Source organism: Desulfothermus naphthae, assembly GCF_054657475.1.
The window spans coordinates 713,995-731,421 of the sequence record NZ_BAAHYQ010000001.1; the positions used below are offsets into that span (position 1 = coordinate 713,995).

General features: G+C 36.4%; 23 protein-coding genes. 3 read left to right on the forward strand and 20 right to left on the reverse strand.

The genetic code is table 11. The features are described from left to right. Positions 1 to 4 precede the first annotated feature (4 nt). The gene (locus ACYQ1E_RS03420) at positions 5 to 1,138 is read left to right on the forward strand and encodes a carbohydrate porin (RefSeq protein ID WP_459875340.1); all 1,134 of its coding nucleotides are present in this window, start codon (positions 5 to 7) and stop codon (positions 1,136 to 1,138) included. Positions 1,139 to 1,252: 114 nt separating this feature from the next. Here the strand turns inward: ACYQ1E_RS03420 and ACYQ1E_RS03425 are convergent, their stop codons facing one another. The 18 genes from ACYQ1E_RS03425 to ACYQ1E_RS03510 form a co-directional block, all read right to left on the reverse strand. Next, entirely contained in the window at positions 1,253 to 2,302 is a 1,050-nt protein-coding gene (locus tag ACYQ1E_RS03425) for a tRNA(5-methylaminomethyl-2-thiouridylate) methyltransferase (protein ID WP_459875342.1), read from the reverse strand. Between the two features lie 59 nt (positions 2,303 to 2,361). Beyond that, positions 2,362 to 2,796, reverse strand: coding sequence for an FKBP-type peptidyl-prolyl cis-trans isomerase (locus ACYQ1E_RS03430; protein WP_459875344.1), 435 nt, complete (start codon positions 2,794 to 2,796; stop codon positions 2,362 to 2,364). A 188-nt stretch (positions 2,797 to 2,984) separates the two neighbouring features. Next, a complete protein-coding gene (locus ACYQ1E_RS03435) occupies positions 2,985 to 3,851 on the reverse strand; it encodes an AAA family ATPase (protein WP_459875346.1) in 867 nt (288 codons plus the stop codon). A 28-nt stretch (positions 3,852 to 3,879) separates the two neighbouring features. Beyond that, a complete protein-coding gene (locus ACYQ1E_RS03440) occupies positions 3,880 to 4,404 on the reverse strand; it encodes a hypothetical protein (RefSeq protein ID WP_459875348.1) in 525 nt (174 codons plus the stop codon). Positions 4,405 to 4,534: 130 nt separating this feature from the next. Then, positions 4,535 to 5,059 carry a hypothetical protein gene (locus ACYQ1E_RS03445; RefSeq protein ID WP_459875350.1) on the reverse strand — a complete coding sequence of 175 codons (525 nt, stop codon included), beginning with the start codon at positions 5,057 to 5,059 and terminating at the stop codon, positions 4,535 to 4,537. Between the two features lie 15 nt (positions 5,060 to 5,074). Beyond that, a complete protein-coding gene (locus ACYQ1E_RS03450; RefSeq protein WP_459875352.1) occupies positions 5,075 to 5,344 on the reverse strand; it encodes a MoaD family protein in 270 nt (89 codons plus the stop codon). Positions 5,345 to 5,365: 21 nt separating this feature from the next. Further along, positions 5,366 to 5,779 carry a pyridoxamine 5'-phosphate oxidase family protein gene (locus ACYQ1E_RS03455; RefSeq protein ID WP_459875354.1) on the reverse strand — a complete coding sequence of 138 codons (414 nt, stop codon included), beginning with the start codon at positions 5,777 to 5,779 and terminating at the stop codon, positions 5,366 to 5,368. A gap of 65 nt (positions 5,780 to 5,844) precedes the next feature. Continuing rightward, positions 5,845 to 6,234, reverse strand: a complete 390-nt coding sequence (locus ACYQ1E_RS03460; protein WP_459875356.1) for a hypothetical protein — start codon at positions 6,232 to 6,234, stop codon at positions 5,845 to 5,847. Positions 6,235 to 6,237: 3 nt separating this feature from the next. Beyond that, positions 6,238 to 8,052, reverse strand: a complete 1,815-nt coding sequence (locus tag ACYQ1E_RS03465; protein ID WP_459875357.1) for a vWA domain-containing protein — start codon at positions 8,050 to 8,052, stop codon at positions 6,238 to 6,240. Continuing rightward, positions 8,027 to 8,875, reverse strand: a complete 849-nt coding sequence (locus tag ACYQ1E_RS03470) for an AAA family ATPase (RefSeq protein ID WP_459875359.1) — start codon at positions 8,873 to 8,875, stop codon at positions 8,027 to 8,029. Before ACYQ1E_RS03470 ends, ACYQ1E_RS03465 begins: the two co-directional genes overlap by 26 nt. A gap of 24 nt (positions 8,876 to 8,899) precedes the next feature. Continuing rightward, a complete protein-coding gene (locus ACYQ1E_RS03475) occupies positions 8,900 to 9,073 on the reverse strand; it encodes a hypothetical protein (protein WP_459875361.1) in 174 nt (57 codons plus the stop codon). A 293-nt stretch (positions 9,074 to 9,366) separates the two neighbouring features. Beyond that, a complete protein-coding gene (locus ACYQ1E_RS03480; protein ID WP_459875363.1) occupies positions 9,367 to 9,753 on the reverse strand; it encodes a hypothetical protein in 387 nt (128 codons plus the stop codon). Between the two features lie 41 nt (positions 9,754 to 9,794). Continuing rightward, complete coding sequence (locus ACYQ1E_RS03485; protein WP_459875365.1) at positions 9,795 to 9,998, reverse strand: hypothetical protein; 204 nt, start codon at positions 9,996 to 9,998, stop codon at positions 9,795 to 9,797. Positions 9,999 to 10,316: 318 nt separating this feature from the next. Beyond that, complete coding sequence (locus ACYQ1E_RS03490; RefSeq protein WP_459875366.1) at positions 10,317 to 10,631, reverse strand: hypothetical protein; 315 nt, start codon at positions 10,629 to 10,631, stop codon at positions 10,317 to 10,319. Between the two features lie 58 nt (positions 10,632 to 10,689). Then, positions 10,690 to 10,854 (reverse strand): benzylsuccinate synthase gamma subunit family protein, encoded by a 165-nt coding sequence (locus ACYQ1E_RS03495; protein ID WP_459875368.1) that lies wholly within the window; start codon positions 10,852 to 10,854, stop codon positions 10,690 to 10,692. Between the two features lie 31 nt (positions 10,855 to 10,885). Continuing rightward, positions 10,886 to 11,812, reverse strand: a complete 927-nt coding sequence (locus ACYQ1E_RS03500; protein ID WP_459875370.1) for a glycyl-radical enzyme activating protein — start codon at positions 11,810 to 11,812, stop codon at positions 10,886 to 10,888. A gap of 22 nt (positions 11,813 to 11,834) precedes the next feature. Further along, entirely contained in the window at positions 11,835 to 12,806 is a 972-nt protein-coding gene (locus ACYQ1E_RS03505) for a glycyl-radical enzyme activating protein (protein ID WP_459875371.1), read from the reverse strand. Continuing rightward, positions 12,806 to 13,069 carry a hypothetical protein gene (locus ACYQ1E_RS03510; protein ID WP_459875373.1) on the reverse strand — a complete coding sequence of 88 codons (264 nt, stop codon included), beginning with the start codon at positions 13,067 to 13,069 and terminating at the stop codon, positions 12,806 to 12,808. Before ACYQ1E_RS03510 ends, ACYQ1E_RS03505 begins: the two co-directional genes overlap by 1 nt. Positions 13,070 to 13,564: 495 nt before the next feature. Here ACYQ1E_RS03510 and ACYQ1E_RS03515 point away from each other — a divergent pair, with 495 nt between their 5' ends. Next, entirely contained in the window at positions 13,565 to 14,596 is a 1,032-nt protein-coding gene (locus ACYQ1E_RS03515) for a potassium channel family protein (protein WP_459875375.1), read from the forward strand. A gap of 93 nt (positions 14,597 to 14,689) precedes the next feature. After that, positions 14,690 to 15,955, forward strand: a complete 1,266-nt coding sequence (locus ACYQ1E_RS03520) for a phenylacetate--CoA ligase family protein (RefSeq protein WP_459875376.1) — start codon at positions 14,690 to 14,692, stop codon at positions 15,953 to 15,955. Between the two features lie 150 nt (positions 15,956 to 16,105). Here the strand turns inward: ACYQ1E_RS03520 and ACYQ1E_RS03525 are convergent, their stop codons facing one another. Together ACYQ1E_RS03525 and ACYQ1E_RS03530 are read right to left on the reverse strand one after the other, a co-directional pair. Next, a complete protein-coding gene (locus tag ACYQ1E_RS03525; protein WP_459875378.1) occupies positions 16,106 to 16,657 on the reverse strand; it encodes an HDIG domain-containing metalloprotein in 552 nt (183 codons plus the stop codon). Next, positions 16,658 to 17,335, reverse strand: a complete 678-nt coding sequence (locus ACYQ1E_RS03530) for a DUF47 domain-containing protein (RefSeq protein ID WP_459875380.1) — start codon at positions 17,333 to 17,335, stop codon at positions 16,658 to 16,660. Positions 17,336 to 17,427: the final 92 nt, after the last annotated feature.

The following is a 17,427-nucleotide window of genomic DNA, read 5'->3' on the forward strand; positions in this document are numbered from 1 at the left end:
ATTTATGACACACAAAAAAATCTTTTTGGTCGCATTAGTGTTTTCTGTATTAACTGGTTTTAAAAGTTATGTCTACGGTTATGACATCACCAAACAACTGTCTCTGGATGTGTCCATAGCAGGCACATATCAGTATCTTGATTATGATTCTGAAGATAATGATGATTCCCTTGGGAGAGGTGCTATTGCTGCAGATATTGGCTTTAATCTTCATCCAACTGACATAGATGAATTTCAGGTTACTCTAAGTTATGCATCAGGTAATAGTTTACATGATAAATCCCCATTTATACTGGCCTCATATGCAGATGACCTAGAAGACGATGTAGAAGACATCAATGGCAGAAGTAGAGATTATTTATTAGAGGCTTGGTATAAACATACATTTAATTTAACCGAAGATATTTCCTTATCCGGTACCATTGGTATCATTGATTCAACAGGATATTTAGATGAAAATGAATTTGCCAATGATGAATTGAGTCAATTTATGAATGAAGTATTTGTCAACAATCCTTTATTGAATTTGCCATCCTACGATTCAGGCGGTGTAGTTGAACTTTCTTATAAAAATTTTTATCTCAAGGCCCTGGCCATGGACTCAAAAACTGATAAATGGGAAACACAAGATGAGAATGATACAAAATCTTATAACTACTATGGTGGTGAAATTGGATGTAGTTTAAATACACCTGTTGGTGAAGGTAATTATAGGGTAATAGGTTATATTACTTCAGAAGAGTTCGAGGGATGGGATAACTCAGAAGAGAAATATCAGGGAATGGGAATTTCAGCAGATCAAAAAATAGGAGAACTTTTTGGTGTATTTTTTAGGTTTGGATGGCAAGATGACGATGCAAAAGTAGATTTTGATACTATGTATTCAGGGGGAATTAACATCAATGGAAAATTATGGGGAAGAGAAGATGATGAAATAGGAATTGGATATGCCTATCTTGATGGTTGTGATGATGCTGATGTAGATAATACCCAGGTAGTTGAAGGATATGTCAAATTTAAAGTAACAGAATTCAGCCATGTTTCCTTGGACGTGCAATATATGAATGATGATTATGAAGGGAATATAGACGATACTGAAGGTGTTATTTCCTCCGTTAGATACGTAATAGAATTTTAGGCCCATAGCACTCTTTCATATAGGACCTGGATTCGTAAAAAAAAATAATCCTCCCTTATGGCGAATTCAGGTCCCTTTTAAAATAAAAAAAGTAATTATTCAATAAGTAGAAAACTAAAGAGGACCACGCCATAATGTTGGTTTTTTATTATCCGGTAATATCTGGAATTCCTCTACCATAGATCCTCTGTGCAGATGAATATTTAGAGGTCCTTTCTTTACCCTGGCCTTTGAATACCATACAATTAACTTTGCAGCAGAAATTATCAATTCTGTTGGCCACTTAGATTCTTCTGATCTACCAATTCCTATTGGTCCTGGGATATCTATAAGTTTAAAGATATAATCGGATTCATTAGCGAGTTTGAGTAGTTTTAAATTGTCCTCATGATTTCGTCCTACTATAAACCAATATTTATCTGACCAAAATTGTCTCCCATATCTCACAAGAAGAAAATCATTTGAAGTAAGTGATTTTTTATTATTAAATATAGGTTTAAATCGTTTAGCCATTTGCGGATCTGTTAATAGACAACCACCAGCAGGTGTAGGAATTTTCATAATGTGAAATTGCTTTGCCAAGTCAAGTTGTCTTTTTCTGGACCTACCCCGAATATCTAATAATTTTGACCTATCAACAATACCTTCTTCCTCCACCCTGGTTGGCTTTAAATTTTTTGCGCTAAGGGGCCTTAGCAGAAATTCATTTGTCTTGGACTCCCGAATAATTATATTCATAGAATCCTGTCGCTGAGACATGGGCCTTTGCCCAACAACTTCTCCAGTGATAATAAACTTTGCGTTGAATAAGGGCATAAGTTCTTTGACTTTCTTAAACATGTATATCTTACAATCTATGCAAGGGTTTAGTGCCTTACCCCGACCATATTTAGGATTTTTAATTATTTCAAAATATTCTGAACTGACTTCTATAGGCAGGATGTCTATTTTATATTCTTGTTCCCATTGAGGAACCTTTTCAAGGTTTCCGAAAAAAGGAGAGAAGAAATGAATACCAAGGACATCAAGTCCTTGTTGTTGAATTAATTTTATTGCCAAAATTGAATCAAGGCCACCTGAAAAAAGGGCTAATGCGTGGTATTGTGATTTAATTTTTTTTTCAGGTTGGCTTAGATGTTTCATCCTCTTAAAATAGTATATCACATAATTTTCTTCCTCTTTTATTTGATTATTTTAAATCGCTCTTTCTAAAAACATTAGAACTAGATATTTCTTGGTCTCACATCAAGAATTTCAACTTCATAATGGAGTTCTTTTCCTGCCCACGGATGATTTTTGTCTAAATAAACCCATTCATCCACAAAACCTTTTACCTTAAAAACCTCACTCCGTCCATCGGAAAAAATCCTTCTAAATTCCTTACCAACAGCAATATCTTCTCCCTGAAGTTGATCTCGATGGACCTTTAAAACAGAATCCTTTTGGTAATCACCATATGCTTCTTCTGGCGGTACCACTACTTCTTTTTTATCTCCAGGTTTTAGACCAATCAAAGCCTTTTCCAAACCAGGTACTATCATGCCTTCTCCGCATATAAACTCATAGGGCTTTCCATTGCGAGTACTTTCAAGCACTTTACCTGTATTATCTTTTAGTGTATAATGCATAGTCACTATCTTTCCTTTTTCAATTATCATAATGTTGCCTCTCCTTGACTTTTTTTGAATATACCAGCCTACAAAAATGGTTTTTCCAATATTTTTTTCCTCTGTACCACTTTATTTCTTAATAATATTTATGACTTTTAGCCCCTGCTCCCCATTTTCTAATTAATTATAGCTTTAGTCTTTTCCCACGCCTATTATTATTTATTCTAATTTTTCAATTAAGGTGTATAAAGAATATATTCATCTGAATCATTTTCCTTTTGTCCTGTCTCTACATGAATAGCAAGTAATAAAGATTCCAGAACATCTTTAGAGATTTGTAAACTATACACTAAGGCTTCCCGCAATGTCGCTCCTAGGGACATGAGTTCCGCTATCATCAAACTATGTCTGATAGAGATATTCTCTTCAAATTGTGGATTATCTCTCAATTTGTTTACTACACCAATTATTTCCATAGCAGTGTTTTCATTTATGCCTGTCTTTCGCATAAGTACTTCTTTCTCAACCTCTGTAGGCAGATATTCGAGGTGAATACGGTAAAAACGATCTTTTAGGGCTGCGTCTAATTCATCAACGCCAGAGAATTCCTCACCTTCATTCATTGTGGCAAAGAAAATCACCCTGGGGGCCACTTCAACCAGTCCTAATTCATCGATCCATATATTTCTATCTTCTGACAACACAGAGAAAAGTTCGTTTAAGGCATGGGGGGTTTCTGATCTGTTGAGCTCTTCCAAATGAATAACACAACCAGGAGTCTGAATAGCTTTTGGAAACAAGAAACTCTGATAATAGGTTTCACCATTCTTTAGCCTCTGCTGACCAAAAAGTTGTCCAGATTCCACAAGAAGTCCAATTTGAAAAACCGCTAGAGGGCGCTTATAAAAACTGGCAAATTGTCTAACCAATGAAGATTTTCCACACCCTTGGGTCCCTGTTACCAGTATGTTCACAGGATGTTTATGTGACAGTTTCTCCAACCTCTCGAGATTTCTCTTATCTTCGACTTTAATATAAAAATAAGGATCAAGAGGGGGTACTTTTAATTGCTTTTTATCATTCATATTGTATATGTTTTCCATTTAATATTCTCCTTCCTCCTCTAGATCTTTATTGTCCCCAAGGTCGATATATCTCGTCAGGTTTGTTGAAAATATTACCTAATGTTGTTTGAATGTCTAATTTTATAGCCTCTATCTCCTTCACGTTGAAATTATTACTACGTATCCATCTCTCATAAAGTCTCCCCCCAGGCATCCACATTTCCATGGTTTCTTTTTCTGTTATCCAGGCTTTGAGTTTTACCCCATGTTCTTTTAAAATAGACCAGACCTCATCCCTTTCACGTTTATCACAATAAACAAACATAACACATTCATCAATATCCACATCTTTTGGGGGTTCCTTAGTATATTTTATACTGGATATCTTCTCATCTTCAACATAAGGATCTAACTTTTCAGCTAACTGGTCAAGCCATTTCCTTTCTCCTAAAACCACCCATTTACCCCAATATTTTACTACTTCCCCATTTGTTAGTTTTTTACCCTTATATCTTATATAACGTGTGCCCCACATGGCTGTAGGATGTATAACATATATTTCCTTAGAATCAGGATGATCCCAAATTACCATATTCACCTCCAAATATTCACAATCATATCCTTAAATCTCTTTTATTAATTATCATTTTTTAGCTTTTCACTCAACTCGCTAATTTTCCAAAATTCTTTTTATCTTAGATAACTTTTATATTGTTAATTAATTATTGTGCCCAGGGTCGATAAATTGCGTCAGGATTGTTAAAAACATAACCCAATGTTTTACGAGCGTCCTCTCTTACTGCTTCAGCCTGCTCCTCACTGAAGTTATTAGTCCGTATCCATCTCTCAAGTAGTCTTCCCCCAGGCATCCACATTTCCATAGTTTCTTTTTCCGAGATCCAGGCCTTGAGTTTCACTCCATGCTCTTCTAAAATAGCCCACACCTCATCTCTTTCTCGCTTATCACAATAAACCAACATTACACACTCATCTATTCTGAGATTTTTGGACGGTTCTCTCGTATATTTTATACTCGCTATTTTTTCTTCTTCAACATATTTATCTAACTTTTGAGCTAATTTATCAAGCCACTCTCTTTCTCCTAAAACCACCCATTTACCCCAATATTTCAAAACCTCTCCATTGGTTAACCTCTTGCCTTTGTATCTTATATAATTTACACCCCACAATACTTTGGGATGATAGACAAATATATAATGGGATTCTGGATGGTCCCATATCACCACCTTAATAAACCTCCATTATAATACCAGAGGTATTATTCCTATTTGATCATTATCACTTATCTGTGTAGCCAGTCCTTTTGTATGCCGAACATTATCTCCATTAACAAAAACAAAGACATCTTCCCTCAATTCCCCCTTCTCATCAACTATTCTCTGCTTAAAACCAGGAATACGCTTTTCCACATACTCAATACACTCTGCCACATTCTTTCCTTCGCAATCCACCTCTTCTTTTCCATCCAACCAGTGTTTTAGTGACTTCGGCACAACGACCTTAATACTCATTAGCCTTCCTCTTGTTTTTGTTTAAATATCTTGTCCCATATCAACAATTGGCCTAACTCCAACAATGTCAAAAATTACAAGATGTTGAAGTATCTCAGCTGCATCTCCAATCTTTGCCTTTATTTCAGCCTTCATACGATCAAATATCTCGCCTCCATCTTCCACTTTCCGTAACTTTAAATAAACTCGACAACCTTCTGTTTCTAAACCACTTTTACCCGGCATTACTACTAACAGAGCGGCATGTGGATTCTCCTGAAGATTGGAAAAGGTCTTATTGTTGCCCAGCATCATCATTATTGTGTTATCATCTGCCAATCTAACCGAGCCAAAGATTGCAACATTATTCTCTCCTGATTTATTTGAGGTACTTAAAACATTCATTCTTTCAGCTGAATTTAAATATTCTTTAACTTTTTCACTTATCTTACTCATACCATCCCCCTTTTCTTGTTGTTGTCCTAGATCTTTTTTTCTAATAATCTTTTATTCAATTTCCCTTATGAAATCGATCTCGCAATTTCAATAAATCTATTAACTGCTCCAAGATTTCCTGTTAATTTTGTGAGTGGACCCTTTTTTAATTTTATAGACCCCATCGTCAATGCCATAACAACGTTCTTTTTTCCCTTAAATACATCTTGAACTACTGATGCTTTTGCTTGTAAAATAATGTCAACTTCATTTTCGTCTTTAACCCCATACCAAAAGTTATCTATTGTAGGCATCCACATGCCAAATCCTGTATCCTTATTCACCCCCGCCTTTGGATCTTTCAAAATAATAAATTGCAAGTTGCTGTCAAAACCTTTTCCTTTTTCTTGAAATTCCTGATCATTTTTTAATTTTTCTGCAAAAGCCTTTACCCATTCTTCAGTAAACATCTTCATTCTCTAATCCTCCTTTACTTTATTTTTTACTATTTTATTCATTAAAGTTTCTTGAAAAACAATAGTTCCTTTAGTACCATACAGAAAAGTACGTCTTAAAAGGTTCTCCAGCGCTGTTGGAAGCTGACCAAAATGATCCAAAAACTGAATATTTTTACCATATTGCTTTAACATGGAGTCACGGTCCTTATACCCAACTCCAAGTGTTATCAGATGAATATTCTGCTTCCGGCAAAATTCAATACCATATGCCACATCGCATCCATAGTTTGATTCGCCGTCCGTTATATGGATAATCAATTTTCTCCTTCCATCATTAGGCATAAAATATGCGGCAGCAATGATTGCCTGTCCCGATGCTGTTTGACCTGATGGAGGGATAGATAAAAGAGTATTTCCTTTTAGCAAGCTTGATATCATGCTTATGCCACCAGATTCAAAATATGCATAGGCCTGCAAGGAATTCTCAAAACCAACAAAGGCCTTGTGTATAGTTCCCACTGTATTCTCAACCATTTTCCACTTAGGTCCTCTCATAGAACCACTTGCATCAATTAAAAGACATATATTCCAATTCATCCTAGGAATATAGCGTTTCATCATAAAACACTTTCCATTTATAGGAGCTCTGTACAACCTTCTCCCGTCTATCTTACCACTGGTCAACCCTCGCTCAATCACAACGGTCCTCTCGGCATAAGTCTGAAAAATGAGTCTTAGACGACTTACAAGGTATGGATCAATCACTGGATGTGCCGGCACATTAAAATCCCATCTGGACATGGGTACAACTTCTTCCTCATTTCCAACTACTGATATAATTATCGGAGTAATATCAACTGAATCCCTGGCCAAGTTGGTTTCTACTTCACGCGCAACACTAGGCGCCAATGCCTTTCCTGATTTTTTTCTTTTAGCTTTTGCCTTGAGATTCTTACCACTATATGAATCAGCATACCAGTAAAGAGCTCTATCTGTAATATGCATATGAATTACCATATCTTTAACACGGTCCCAACCCTCCTTGTATAAATCACTCCTCTGCTGGCATAATTTAGTGATACTTCTGTTTTTTCGTGACTGAACAATTTCTCTTAATTTTTGCGTTATATCGTTTAATATATTTAATGGCTCTTTATAGGCTTCTTTTTTTTCGCCAATAAGATATTCATCAATATCATCCCACACGCTTTTCCACCAAAGATAAATTAATTCATCTACAGTAATCCTGCGAAGAGCAAGTTTGGACTTTATGTACTCCATTCCCACACGTCTAGCTTTTTCTGTATATAGTCCCATGATAGACTCATCAGCAATCAAATCCACATAAATGCTTTCACCTGTGTAAATAATTTTCTGAAATATGATCTGCTCTTGCATTTTCATCTGTCTAAACACTGGTTCCAAATTCTTCCACACTAAATCACTCCACTCTGTCCTGAGTAATCCTTCGTGAATAACAAGTCCTACCAGGTAATCAACTTTTTCTGAAGGAACTGGGTATTTTCCCAAAACCAATTTTGGATTAAGGGCTATTACTCCCTCTCCCCTTGAGGACATGCCAAACCACTCAATGCGTCCAACATTTGGCCCAACATATCCAGCAACTTTACGCAACGCTCTCAATAAATTTGCAAGTTCTATTGCTTCCCTGGAAGAAATATTCTTCCTCCAAAAGGAAGATACCCCTTCCTTTCCTGTTAACTCTAAAAAATCCGATTCCTCTGTTTTTTTAGATTTTAGCTTTAAGTCTTTTCCATTTAAATCCTTACCCTGTGCAAGGGGAAAAATTTTAATATGTTCTATATCGCTTTTCATTGCCTTTTCCTTTCTCACCTAACTCAAAGTGTAGTGATAACAAAATAGATTCTAGAACATCCTTACTAATTTGCAAACTGTTTATAAAGGCATCCCTTATACTTGCACCTACTGAAACAAGTTCTGCTATCATCAGGGTATGTCTGGTAGAAACAATCAGTGGCTCTTGCTTGTTTTCCCTTAACTGATTTGCCAAATTCACTATCGTCAATGCATCACCTTCGTCAATACCTGTCTTTAGAGATAAAACTTTAGTCTCTACATCTGGTGGAAGATAATCTAATGAAATCACATAAAATCTATCCCTTAACGCTGCATCTAACATTTCTGTACCTACAAATTCATCCCCTTCATTCAAAGTAGCAAAAAAAACTACTTCATCAGCAACTTTTATAAGTCCCAACTCATCTGTCCATACCTGTCTATCTTCTGCAAGCACCGAAAAAAGCATATTTAAGGCCTTAGGGTTTTCTGGACGATTTATTTCCTCCAAATGAATTACACATCCTGGAGTTTGAATGGCCTCAGGAAAAAGAAACCTTTGATAATAAGTTTCTCCATCCTTTAGCCTATGTTCCCCAAATAGTTGGCCAGGTTCGGATAAAATACCAATTTGAAAGGTGGCCAATGGCCTTTTATTTCTAGCAGCAAACTGTCTAACCAAGGTTGATTTTCCGCAACCCTGTTTACCAGTAATTAATACGTTTACTGGATGTTTTTTACAAAGTAATTTTATCTTTTCTAATGTATCTATTACCTCTTCTGGTAGAAAAAAATGTTCTTCATGTTCTGGAATCGCCTTGGCTAATTCATATTGTCCCATTTCACTATCCCCTTCCTTATTTGATTATGGGCTAAAAAACAACTCTCTTTGACGTTTTTTTAAAAAATGGGTCAGCTCTGGAATATTCCACCTCATGTTTATTTCCCATAACCGCTCTATTATGTTCTTTGCTTCTTTCAAAAGATTCTTGTCCGCTGTTTTAGGTATAGAAGACAGACGTTCACACAACTGACGCATCTCCATCTCTTCATTTTCAAGCGCCTCTGCCCTAGAAAAAACATTTTCTGCCCCACACCTGGGACATTTGCGAAGATCTGCTTCTCCACAGGCAGGTCAACCTGTTTTACAAAGATATATAAATTCACTATGTTCATCCTCATATCCACATTTTCTACATGTCATTCTCATATTTTTTGCCTCCTCCAGAGCCTTAACCACCTCTTGGTGTGACTCACATTATATTTTAGACCACCCATCATCAAGAGGGACTTCTAGATCACCAAAATCTCCAGAAATCCCTCTGCTCATCATTATTTTTTCACCACTTTTTCCATCTGTCTCTGGGCTCTTCTGTACTGAGGATCTGCACATTCTGCACCATCGGTATCAATAAGTTCTAGTTCTTCATAATATTTGCACTTAGATGCATCCATATTGAACATTGTCATCATACCTGCATCACCCTCTGTTACAAATACTGGCGGATCTGCATTTAAATCACTCCCAACCTTCAATACACCACAAAATCCCCTCCCATCAGACGCCCATGCGTTCTCAGAAAAATGTTTACATTTCCCACAGGCCTTCTCCGGAACTTTTTCTCGTTCTTCTACTCCTTTTGGTTTTGATAGAGTAGCTACCATTTGCTGCCGCATCTTCTCCCAGGTATCGTCTTTTTTACGTCTTCTTCTGGCCATATATTCCTCCTTTCCTCACTAACTCTGTTAAATAAACCTTATTATTCATTCAATCCTGCAGATTTGTCCCACACATGATCCCCGGGTTTAACAATACGAACCGCCTCCCCCTTTAGTTCATCTGTCCCTATCCACTCCATACACTTAGGACATTGCCTCAGTGACAAACTATCATCAATCTTTGGGTTATAAAGATATCTAAATTGACTGACTGGTGCCTCATATCCACATGCTGGACATTTCATAACTATCCACCTCCCTTTTTTTATTATTTTTAAATTGTTATTTAATTTTACTCCGACCTTCTAAGGTCAGGGCAAAAGCCTTTTATTTACCTAAATAGTCTTTCATAATATTATCTTGTACCTCACGACTAATATCTACAAAGTGTACACATAACCCCGAACAATTAATTCCTCCTGCTTTTCTAGAGCCCTTTGAACTGCACGAAGTTAACAGCATCAGCCATATTGAACTGTACGCGATCATTACCTAAATCGCCCATATCTTTACAACTGCCTTTGAATGGAGTCCACTTCCAAGATACCCCACAAGATATCCCCTCAACTTGAAATGGTCGATAATAAAAATAAGGATATTTTCGCTAATAAGGTAAATGCATTGGCCTTTTTCAACATAATATGATCACATTCATTTTCATTCGATAGTTCAGTAAAAAGTTCTGAAAACTCTCGCTCAACTTCAACTTTAGGTGCATGCACCATCTCAAAGGCCCCTTTGTTCCATACCGCCTTTCTCATGTAATCCAGATTTATTGAACGTTTTTTCTCTAGAAAAAAACAACTTTTTTGCATTTTTTCCAGCTGCTCAATGCTCTGACCCACTTCCGTCTCTTTAGCTAGTACATTTTTTTCCATTACTTCTATACCTTAGAACATTTTTTCTACAACAATTTTTCATAAAAAGCTCGATTAGCTATTTTTTCTGAAATGAAGGACACTGAGATGCATCTTGATCCGCCTCTACCGGCTTTGCCTTGTAATATGCCTGACGGGGGTCAACTACTCTCATAACACAATCTCCCCTTGAAGGATCATCTTCCAGTGGAAAAAAATTCTTACAATCTTTACAAGTTGCCATCCTTTCTACCTCCTTAATATTTTATTTTAAGTTATCCGCCAACTGTAACCTCTGGTACATAATCCAGAAAAAACTCAACTATTGGTATTAAAACTTCATCATCCAATCCCTCTCCTATGGGATAGGGATAATCCTCTCCAAAGGCACGGTATTTTGCACCTGCATAAGGATGATAAGGAAGAAGATCCAAACCCTCCACTGCATCTCCCAGATTCTCAATGAACTTTCCTGTCTCTTCCCAGTTTTCACGGGAATCATTGGTACCAGGAATAACAGGAATGCGTATGCGCATTTTCACTCCCCTTGAGGCAATGCGCTTTGCATTTTCTAATATAAGTTCATTTCCCACACCTGCATACTCCCGGTGTTTTTTGCTATCCATTAACTTGATATCATATAGTACTAAATCTGTGTAAGGAAGCACTTTCTCAAAATCCTCCCAAGCAGCATGGCCACAGGTGTCTAATGCTGTACCTATTCCTTCTTCTTTAGCTCGCTTCAAAATAGCTACAACAAAAGAAGGCTGAGTCATAGGTTCGCCCCCAGAGACGGTCACCCCACCTCCTGAATTGAGATAAAAAGGCTTATCACTCATTACTTCCCGCATTACTTCATTAACAGACATTATCTTTCCCCAAATCACCAGACCATCATATTTACATACCTTCACACACTGAAAACAATTACTACATAAAGCTTTGTCTATATAAGGCCTTTTATCTCTTATCTGCAATGCTCCAGTAGAACACACCTTCACACATTCTCCACAACCTTCACAATTACTAACAAATGGAATTACTTCTGGAAAACATCTTTTTCCTTCTGGATTATGACACCACTTACAGTTCAAAACACAACCCTTTAAAAACACAACTGTTCTTATCCCAGGTCCATCGTTTGTACACATCCGTTGAATATCGTTAACTACACCAAATACCTCACTCTCATGCTCTTGCATATTGCCTCCTTTCCCCCTCCTCCTATAAGTATTCATTACCTTCAAAACCTGAACCACCAACTGTTACATTTGCAATTCCTTCTGACAAATAGAGATCCTTTAGTGGTTCTACGTCTGATGCTTTTAAAGCCTCCATATTTCCCATTGGCCATTCACGACCTAGCCACCTGTACTTATCCTCACACCAGTTGTGAAAAGGTAATAAATCAATTCTACTTAAAGGACGGGGAAGATTCTTCAAAAAATTTATTACTTCTTTGTGATATTCAAAGGTATCACTCATTCCAGGAGTTACCACTATCCTCAGCCATACATCCGTACCTTTCTCACTAAGTCTCTTCAAGTTCTCTAATACAAGAGCATTATCTACACCTGTAATTTCCTTATGCTTCTCTGAATCTAAATGTTTTAAATCATAAAGAACAATATCTACCTTCTCAACTATGGGTTCAAATATATCCCATTTACAATGGCCATTTGTATCAAGACACACATGCAGGGCTCTTTCTTTTGCCCCATCTATTAACTTGTGGACAAATTCAGGATGTACAGTGGGTTCTCCTCCACTTATGGTTAATCCGCCCCCAGAATTATCGTAAAAAGGTCTATCCTGCTCTACTTCATCTAATATCTGCTCAACCGTCATAGGTTGTCCCACGATCTCTAAAGCACCATATGGACATGCCTCTGCACACTTAAGACACATATCACACTTTTCAAGATTAATCTTATAATATGTAGAATCATCAGCCTGAGCCTCTTCAGGCGGTATAGGGGGATTTATAGCACCCTTAGGACAAGCGTCTAAACACCTTCCACATTGAACACATACTAACCTCTTCCAATATATTTCTTTTGAAAACGACTGGGTTTCAGGATTATGGCACCATATACATCTCATGTTGCAGCCTTTTAAAAAAACATTGGTCCTAAATCCTGGCCCATCGTTCACAGAAAACTTCTGTATCTTTGTTATTAAAACCTCATCACTCATTACTCTCTCCCCTCTTCCCCTTTTTTGCTCTTTTTATTCTTTTTCCGAAACACTCTACCACGTAGAGGTCCTGCTCCCCATACACCTTCTCCAAAAAATTGCTCCCCCACCTCTAATTCAGCACAATATACAGCAGCATGACACTGAGGGCAGCGACGAAAGGTATCTGGACCCTGCCCATCAGCCTGACAAAGATATCTAAATTCAGCTTTGGATCCTTCATATCCGCATTTATGACACTTAAGCAACTTCTGTTCTATCATCTCTCATTACTCCTCTTTGAATTCACAATTAGTAACACTTTCCTAAGATCATATTCCGCCCTTTGATACTACAATATCTGTACCAAAAAAGTGTGTACACAGAAAAAAACAACGAGCTTCATTTAACTAAGTGCTCCCGATATGATCGAAACAATTTTCTCCTAAATCAGACAAACAAGATTAAGACAATTTGTCACTTTTTCTATATAAATTCTATATGTAAAAAATTTAATTATTTAAAATTATATACTAAAACAAAACGTAAGCCAAATTGTCTTATTTGTGACTTTTTGTCTTGATGTCACAGTAATTATAAGGTTAGTTTATACGACTTGGATTTAGGGGTAGTAAATGATATTTAAGGATTGTAAAAAATTCATCCTTAAAGAGTGTTTGGATTTGAATAATTCCTTGTAATTAAAATGGAAAAAAGTTAATATTAAAAAAATGCATAAAATACCCAAAATGATCTAATCATAGTAGAGATTTGTTGACATGCCTACAGTATTATTGATTATCAAAAGATTTTTAGAATATACAGTGAGAGAAAAACTTCATCGCTTGTTTTTACTGGTCTTAGCAGTAATTTTTTTAGGGAGCTTTGCTTTTGCCTATGTAGAAAAAGAGATGAATATTTTAGGGGCACTGTGGTGGGCCGTGGTTACAGTTACTACTGTGGGTTATGGAGATATAACCCCTTCTACCTTGAGTGGAAAAATCATTGGAGTTATTATAATGTTTTTTGGAATAGGTTTAACTGGAATTCTTACTGCAACTTTGGCAGGTTTTTTCATTGAGGAGAGAGAAATGAAGAAAAAAGGGTTAAAAGCAGTTGACGAAGTGAGACATTTTATTATCTGTGGATGGAATGAACGGGGAGAAGAAATCTACGAAGAACTGAGAGCTGATTTAAAAACTCATAATAAATCAATAGTATTAATAGCTGATATCGATGAATCTCCAAGACCTGAAGATAAATTCTTTTATTTTGTGAAGGGAGAGCCAAATAAAGAGACTTTAAAAAAAGCCAATTGTAAGGAGGCAGAGACTGTAATTGTACTTTTGGATGATAGATTGGATCCATATTCTCAAGATGCCAAAGTTATTTTGACTACTTTAACTATAAAGTCTCTGTATCCAGAGAGTTATGTTTGTGTTGAATTAAAAAATAGCAAGAATTTGGAATACTTAAAAAATGCAAGGGCTGATGAAATTATAATTGGAGGAGAGATTAGTGCAAAATTATTAGTTCAGGCAGCACTGGACCACGGAGTAACTGAAGTTGTAAGTGAACTTCTTACAAATAGATATGGCAATGAATTTTACCTGATCCCTGTTCCTTCATCTTTTATTGGTAAGAGTTTTTTGGATATTCTTGTGAGTTTGAAAAAGGAATACAACATACTGTGCTTAGGAGTCTATGAGTATTCAAACAAAACATATTTAGCCAATCCACCTCCTGATCTAGTGATCAAAGAAAAAGATAAGTTGGTTGTTATTGCCAGTAACCGCCCGAAATTTGTATAATTTTTAAGTGGGTTGTAATTGTCTTGACATACCCTAAAGGACTCTTTAACATCATTAATTTATAAATTTAATAAGAGTGGAGGTACGTCTTGTATGACAAGAAAAGACAGGACAGAAGGGATATATAGTCGTCTTGAAGTATTAGATGAGTCTGAGAGAAAACAGTTTTATCGTATCCATTTAAAAGAACTTTTACAGTATGCTTACAGGTATTCTGAAGAAGTAAAAAAACGTTTTGACAGAGCACAATTTGATGTAAACAAGTTCAAAGATCTTCCTGATATCAAACACATTCCAATTCTAAAGAAAAAAGAGCTTATTTTTCTTCAATCAATGGGTCCTCGCCTAGGTGGACTTCTAACAAAGGATCTGGGGAAAATGAGGCGCATATTTATGTCTCCAGGTCCAATATTTGATCCAGAGGATAGAAAACCAGACTATTGGGGATGGACAGAAGGTTTTTATGCAGCTGGTTTCAGAACTGGAGATATTGTGCAAAATTGCTTTAATTATAATCTCAACCCAGCGGGGCTTATGTTTGAAGAACCCCTTAGAATTTTAGAATGTGCTGTTATTCCAGCAGGTCCTGGAAATACTAATACACAGCTGGAAATTATGAGAAAATTAAAGGTTACAGGATATGTGGGCACAGCAAGTTACTTATCTCACATTGCCCAGAAAGGTGAGGATATGGGACTTAACTTAAGAAAAGACCTCTCCTTAGAAGTGGCCTTTGTAACCGCTGAAAAGTTATCTGAAAAGTTAAGAAATACCCTGGAGAAAAAATTCGACCTTATAATGAGAGAAGGTTATGGAACTGCTGATGTAGGCTGTATTGGTTATGAGTGCTATCATAAAAATGGACTCCATATATCATCCAAAGTTTATGTGGAAATATGCCATCCTGATACAGGAATCCCTTTAAAAGACGGAGAAGTTGGGGAGGTCGTTGTAACAGGTCTTAACAAAACTTATCCATTGATCAGACTGGCTACCGGAGATCTGTCTTATATTGACCGTGAACCATGTCCCTGTGGTAGAACTTCAGCAAGATTGGGAGGTATAATTGGACGTGTTGATACCACAGCAAGAATTAAAGGTCTATTTGTGTATCCCCATCAGATTGAACAAGTGATAAGCAGGTTTGACGAGATCAAGAGATGGCAGCTAGAAGTTACAAATGAGGGTGGAATAGATGAAGTTACCCTGTACATTGAAGCAACAGAGTTCAAAAGAAAAGATCAACTCTTACATACCTTTAGAGAAAAAATTAAAATTAGACCTAACTTAAAAATAGTTCCACCAGGGACCTTACCTCCTGAAATCAAGCCTATAAAAGATAAAAGAAGATGGGAATAAAGATAATCAATTTTAAGGTGCCCTCTCTTTAATTTAATAGGAAGGAGAGAAGGCACCTTTTACTCATACTACAGCCTGAGCAAGAACATTTAGAGATGAATAATCACATTGGTCTCAAAAAATTAAGTTCGCTAGATTCTTAAAAAACAATCACTTTCCTCTAAGGTCTCTCAATATTTTGTGTACCTTTTTATGAAAATCTTGAACTCTTTTCCTATATTCTTCTCCAACTTCCCTTACAAATCGCTCTTCAACATCTCTTTCGCTTGATATACCAGGAGAATCAAGATTATCGCTATAAGCAATTAATATTTCTTCCACTGTTTCTGGTACAAAGTCTTTTAAGGGTAAAGGTAGATTTTGACTAACAATATCCTCTTTGGTTATTCCAACTCCAATATGGGTCTCACAAACCCTGGCATGGTGAGGAAGGCCTAAAGACCTTAAAATTTCTCCTCCATATATTCCATGTTTTATGGAATTTTTATTACCTGGAGGATATTTAAATCTACCTATATCGTGGAGAAGAGAGGCTGTTTTCAAAAAATCTCTATCTACCCCCCTATTTATTCCAGATATGAGTTTAAGAGCTATATCTTTTACTCGCAATGAATGCTCCAGGACCTTTTTAAATACATCTTCATTTGGAGCATATTTTTTTAAAATATCAATTGCCTGTTTTTCAGTAATTTTTTCTTTCATTTATCTAGCAATCATAGCCCGTAAGGTATCAGCACATGCCTCACAGTTCTTAACAGTGTCATTTAAACACCCCACAAAATGAATAAGCTGATATATATCCTTAAAATCCATATCAGAATTATATATATCAGCAACCAGTGCCCGCTGCATCTTCATTATCTTTTGTCTTTGTCTCCTGATCTTTCTGTAGTGTTCTTTACATCCTAGCCTATCAATATGTTCTCCATGAACCAGTCCAATTGTCTTTTTCAAGGCTGGTCCCACAAGTTCAACAACATATGTTACCTCATCAACTAAATCTATCAAAGGTTTTTGTTTTTCTTCTGGCATGCCAACTCTACGCATACCCAACCAATGCAAGGCCTCTTGAGCATAATCCAATATATTATCCTGAAATCTAGTATAATTAAGAAACAGAGTTTTATCTACCGGCATAAAAAGACGTCTCGGCAGATGATTTCTAATATTCCTTTTGATCTTGTCAGCGTGCTCTTCTATAGCATCCACATCTGCAGTGAGTTCTTTAAATTCACGACAGACTCCAGACCCAGAAATATAACACTCAAGGGCCTCTCTTATCATTGAGACCCCTTCAACAATTTTTTCATAGTGTTCTATAAGGCCATTCATTGGAGATCTAGGGGTAACTAAACCAAAAAATGGCAATTTTCTTAACATGACAATATGTCTCCTTGTTTTTTGTCCTGTAATACATCTAAAAATTCTCTTCTCTGAAAATTCCAGTGATCACTTATTATAAAAATTTTCCA

Excerpts from the sequence above, each read along its gene's own strand:
- ACYQ1E_RS03420 (WP_459875340.1), top strand. The coding sequence starts at position 5 with ATGACACACAAAAAAATCTTTTTGGTCGCATTAGTGTTTTCTGTATTA.
- ACYQ1E_RS03430 (WP_459875344.1), bottom strand. The coding sequence starts at position 2,796 with ATGATAATTGAAAAAGGAAAGATAGTGACTATGCATTATACACTAAAA.
- ACYQ1E_RS03435 (WP_459875346.1), bottom strand. The coding sequence starts at position 3,851 with ATGGAAAACATATACAATATGAATGATAAAAAGCAATTAAAAGTACCC.
- ACYQ1E_RS03440 (WP_459875348.1), bottom strand. The coding sequence starts at position 4,404 with ATGGTAATTTGGGATCATCCTGATTCTAAGGAAATATATGTTATACAT.
- ACYQ1E_RS03450 (WP_459875352.1), bottom strand. The coding sequence starts at position 5,344 with ATGAGTATTAAGGTCGTTGTGCCGAAGTCACTAAAACACTGGTTGGAT.
- ACYQ1E_RS03455 (WP_459875354.1), bottom strand. The coding sequence starts at position 5,779 with ATGAGTAAGATAAGTGAAAAAGTTAAAGAATATTTAAATTCAGCTGAA.
- ACYQ1E_RS03460 (WP_459875356.1), bottom strand. The coding sequence starts at position 6,234 with ATGAAGATGTTTACTGAAGAATGGGTAAAGGCTTTTGCAGAAAAATTA.
- ACYQ1E_RS03465 (WP_459875357.1), bottom strand. The coding sequence starts at position 8,052 with ATGAAAAGCGATATAGAACATATTAAAATTTTTCCCCTTGCACAGGGT.
- ACYQ1E_RS03470 (WP_459875359.1), bottom strand. The coding sequence starts at position 8,875 with ATGGGACAATATGAATTAGCCAAGGCGATTCCAGAACATGAAGAACAT.
- ACYQ1E_RS03475 (WP_459875361.1), bottom strand. The coding sequence starts at position 9,073 with ATGCGTCAGTTGTGTGAACGTCTGTCTTCTATACCTAAAACAGCGGAC.
- ACYQ1E_RS03480 (WP_459875363.1), bottom strand. The coding sequence starts at position 9,753 with ATGGCCAGAAGAAGACGTAAAAAAGACGATACCTGGGAGAAGATGCGG.
- ACYQ1E_RS03485 (WP_459875365.1), bottom strand. The coding sequence starts at position 9,998 with ATGAAATGTCCAGCATGTGGATATGAGGCACCAGTCAGTCAATTTAGA.
- ACYQ1E_RS03490 (WP_459875366.1), bottom strand. The coding sequence starts at position 10,631 with ATGGAAAAAAATGTACTAGCTAAAGAGACGGAAGTGGGTCAGAGCATT.
- ACYQ1E_RS03495 (WP_459875368.1), bottom strand. The coding sequence starts at position 10,854 with ATGGCAACTTGTAAAGATTGTAAGAATTTTTTTCCACTGGAAGATGAT.
- ACYQ1E_RS03500 (WP_459875370.1), bottom strand. The coding sequence starts at position 11,812 with ATGCAAGAGCATGAGAGTGAGGTATTTGGTGTAGTTAACGATATTCAA.
- ACYQ1E_RS03505 (WP_459875371.1), bottom strand. The coding sequence starts at position 12,806 with ATGAGTGATGAGGTTTTAATAACAAAGATACAGAAGTTTTCTGTGAAC.
- ACYQ1E_RS03510 (WP_459875373.1), bottom strand. The coding sequence starts at position 13,069 with ATGATAGAACAGAAGTTGCTTAAGTGTCATAAATGCGGATATGAAGGA.
- ACYQ1E_RS03515 (WP_459875375.1), top strand. The coding sequence starts at position 13,565 with ATGCCTACAGTATTATTGATTATCAAAAGATTTTTAGAATATACAGTG.
- ACYQ1E_RS03520 (WP_459875376.1), top strand. The coding sequence starts at position 14,690 with ATGACAAGAAAAGACAGGACAGAAGGGATATATAGTCGTCTTGAAGTA.
- ACYQ1E_RS03525 (WP_459875378.1), bottom strand. The coding sequence starts at position 16,657 with ATGAAAGAAAAAATTACTGAAAAACAGGCAATTGATATTTTAAAAAAA.
- ACYQ1E_RS03530 (WP_459875380.1), bottom strand. The coding sequence starts at position 17,335 with ATGTTAAGAAAATTGCCATTTTTTGGTTTAGTTACCCCTAGATCTCCA.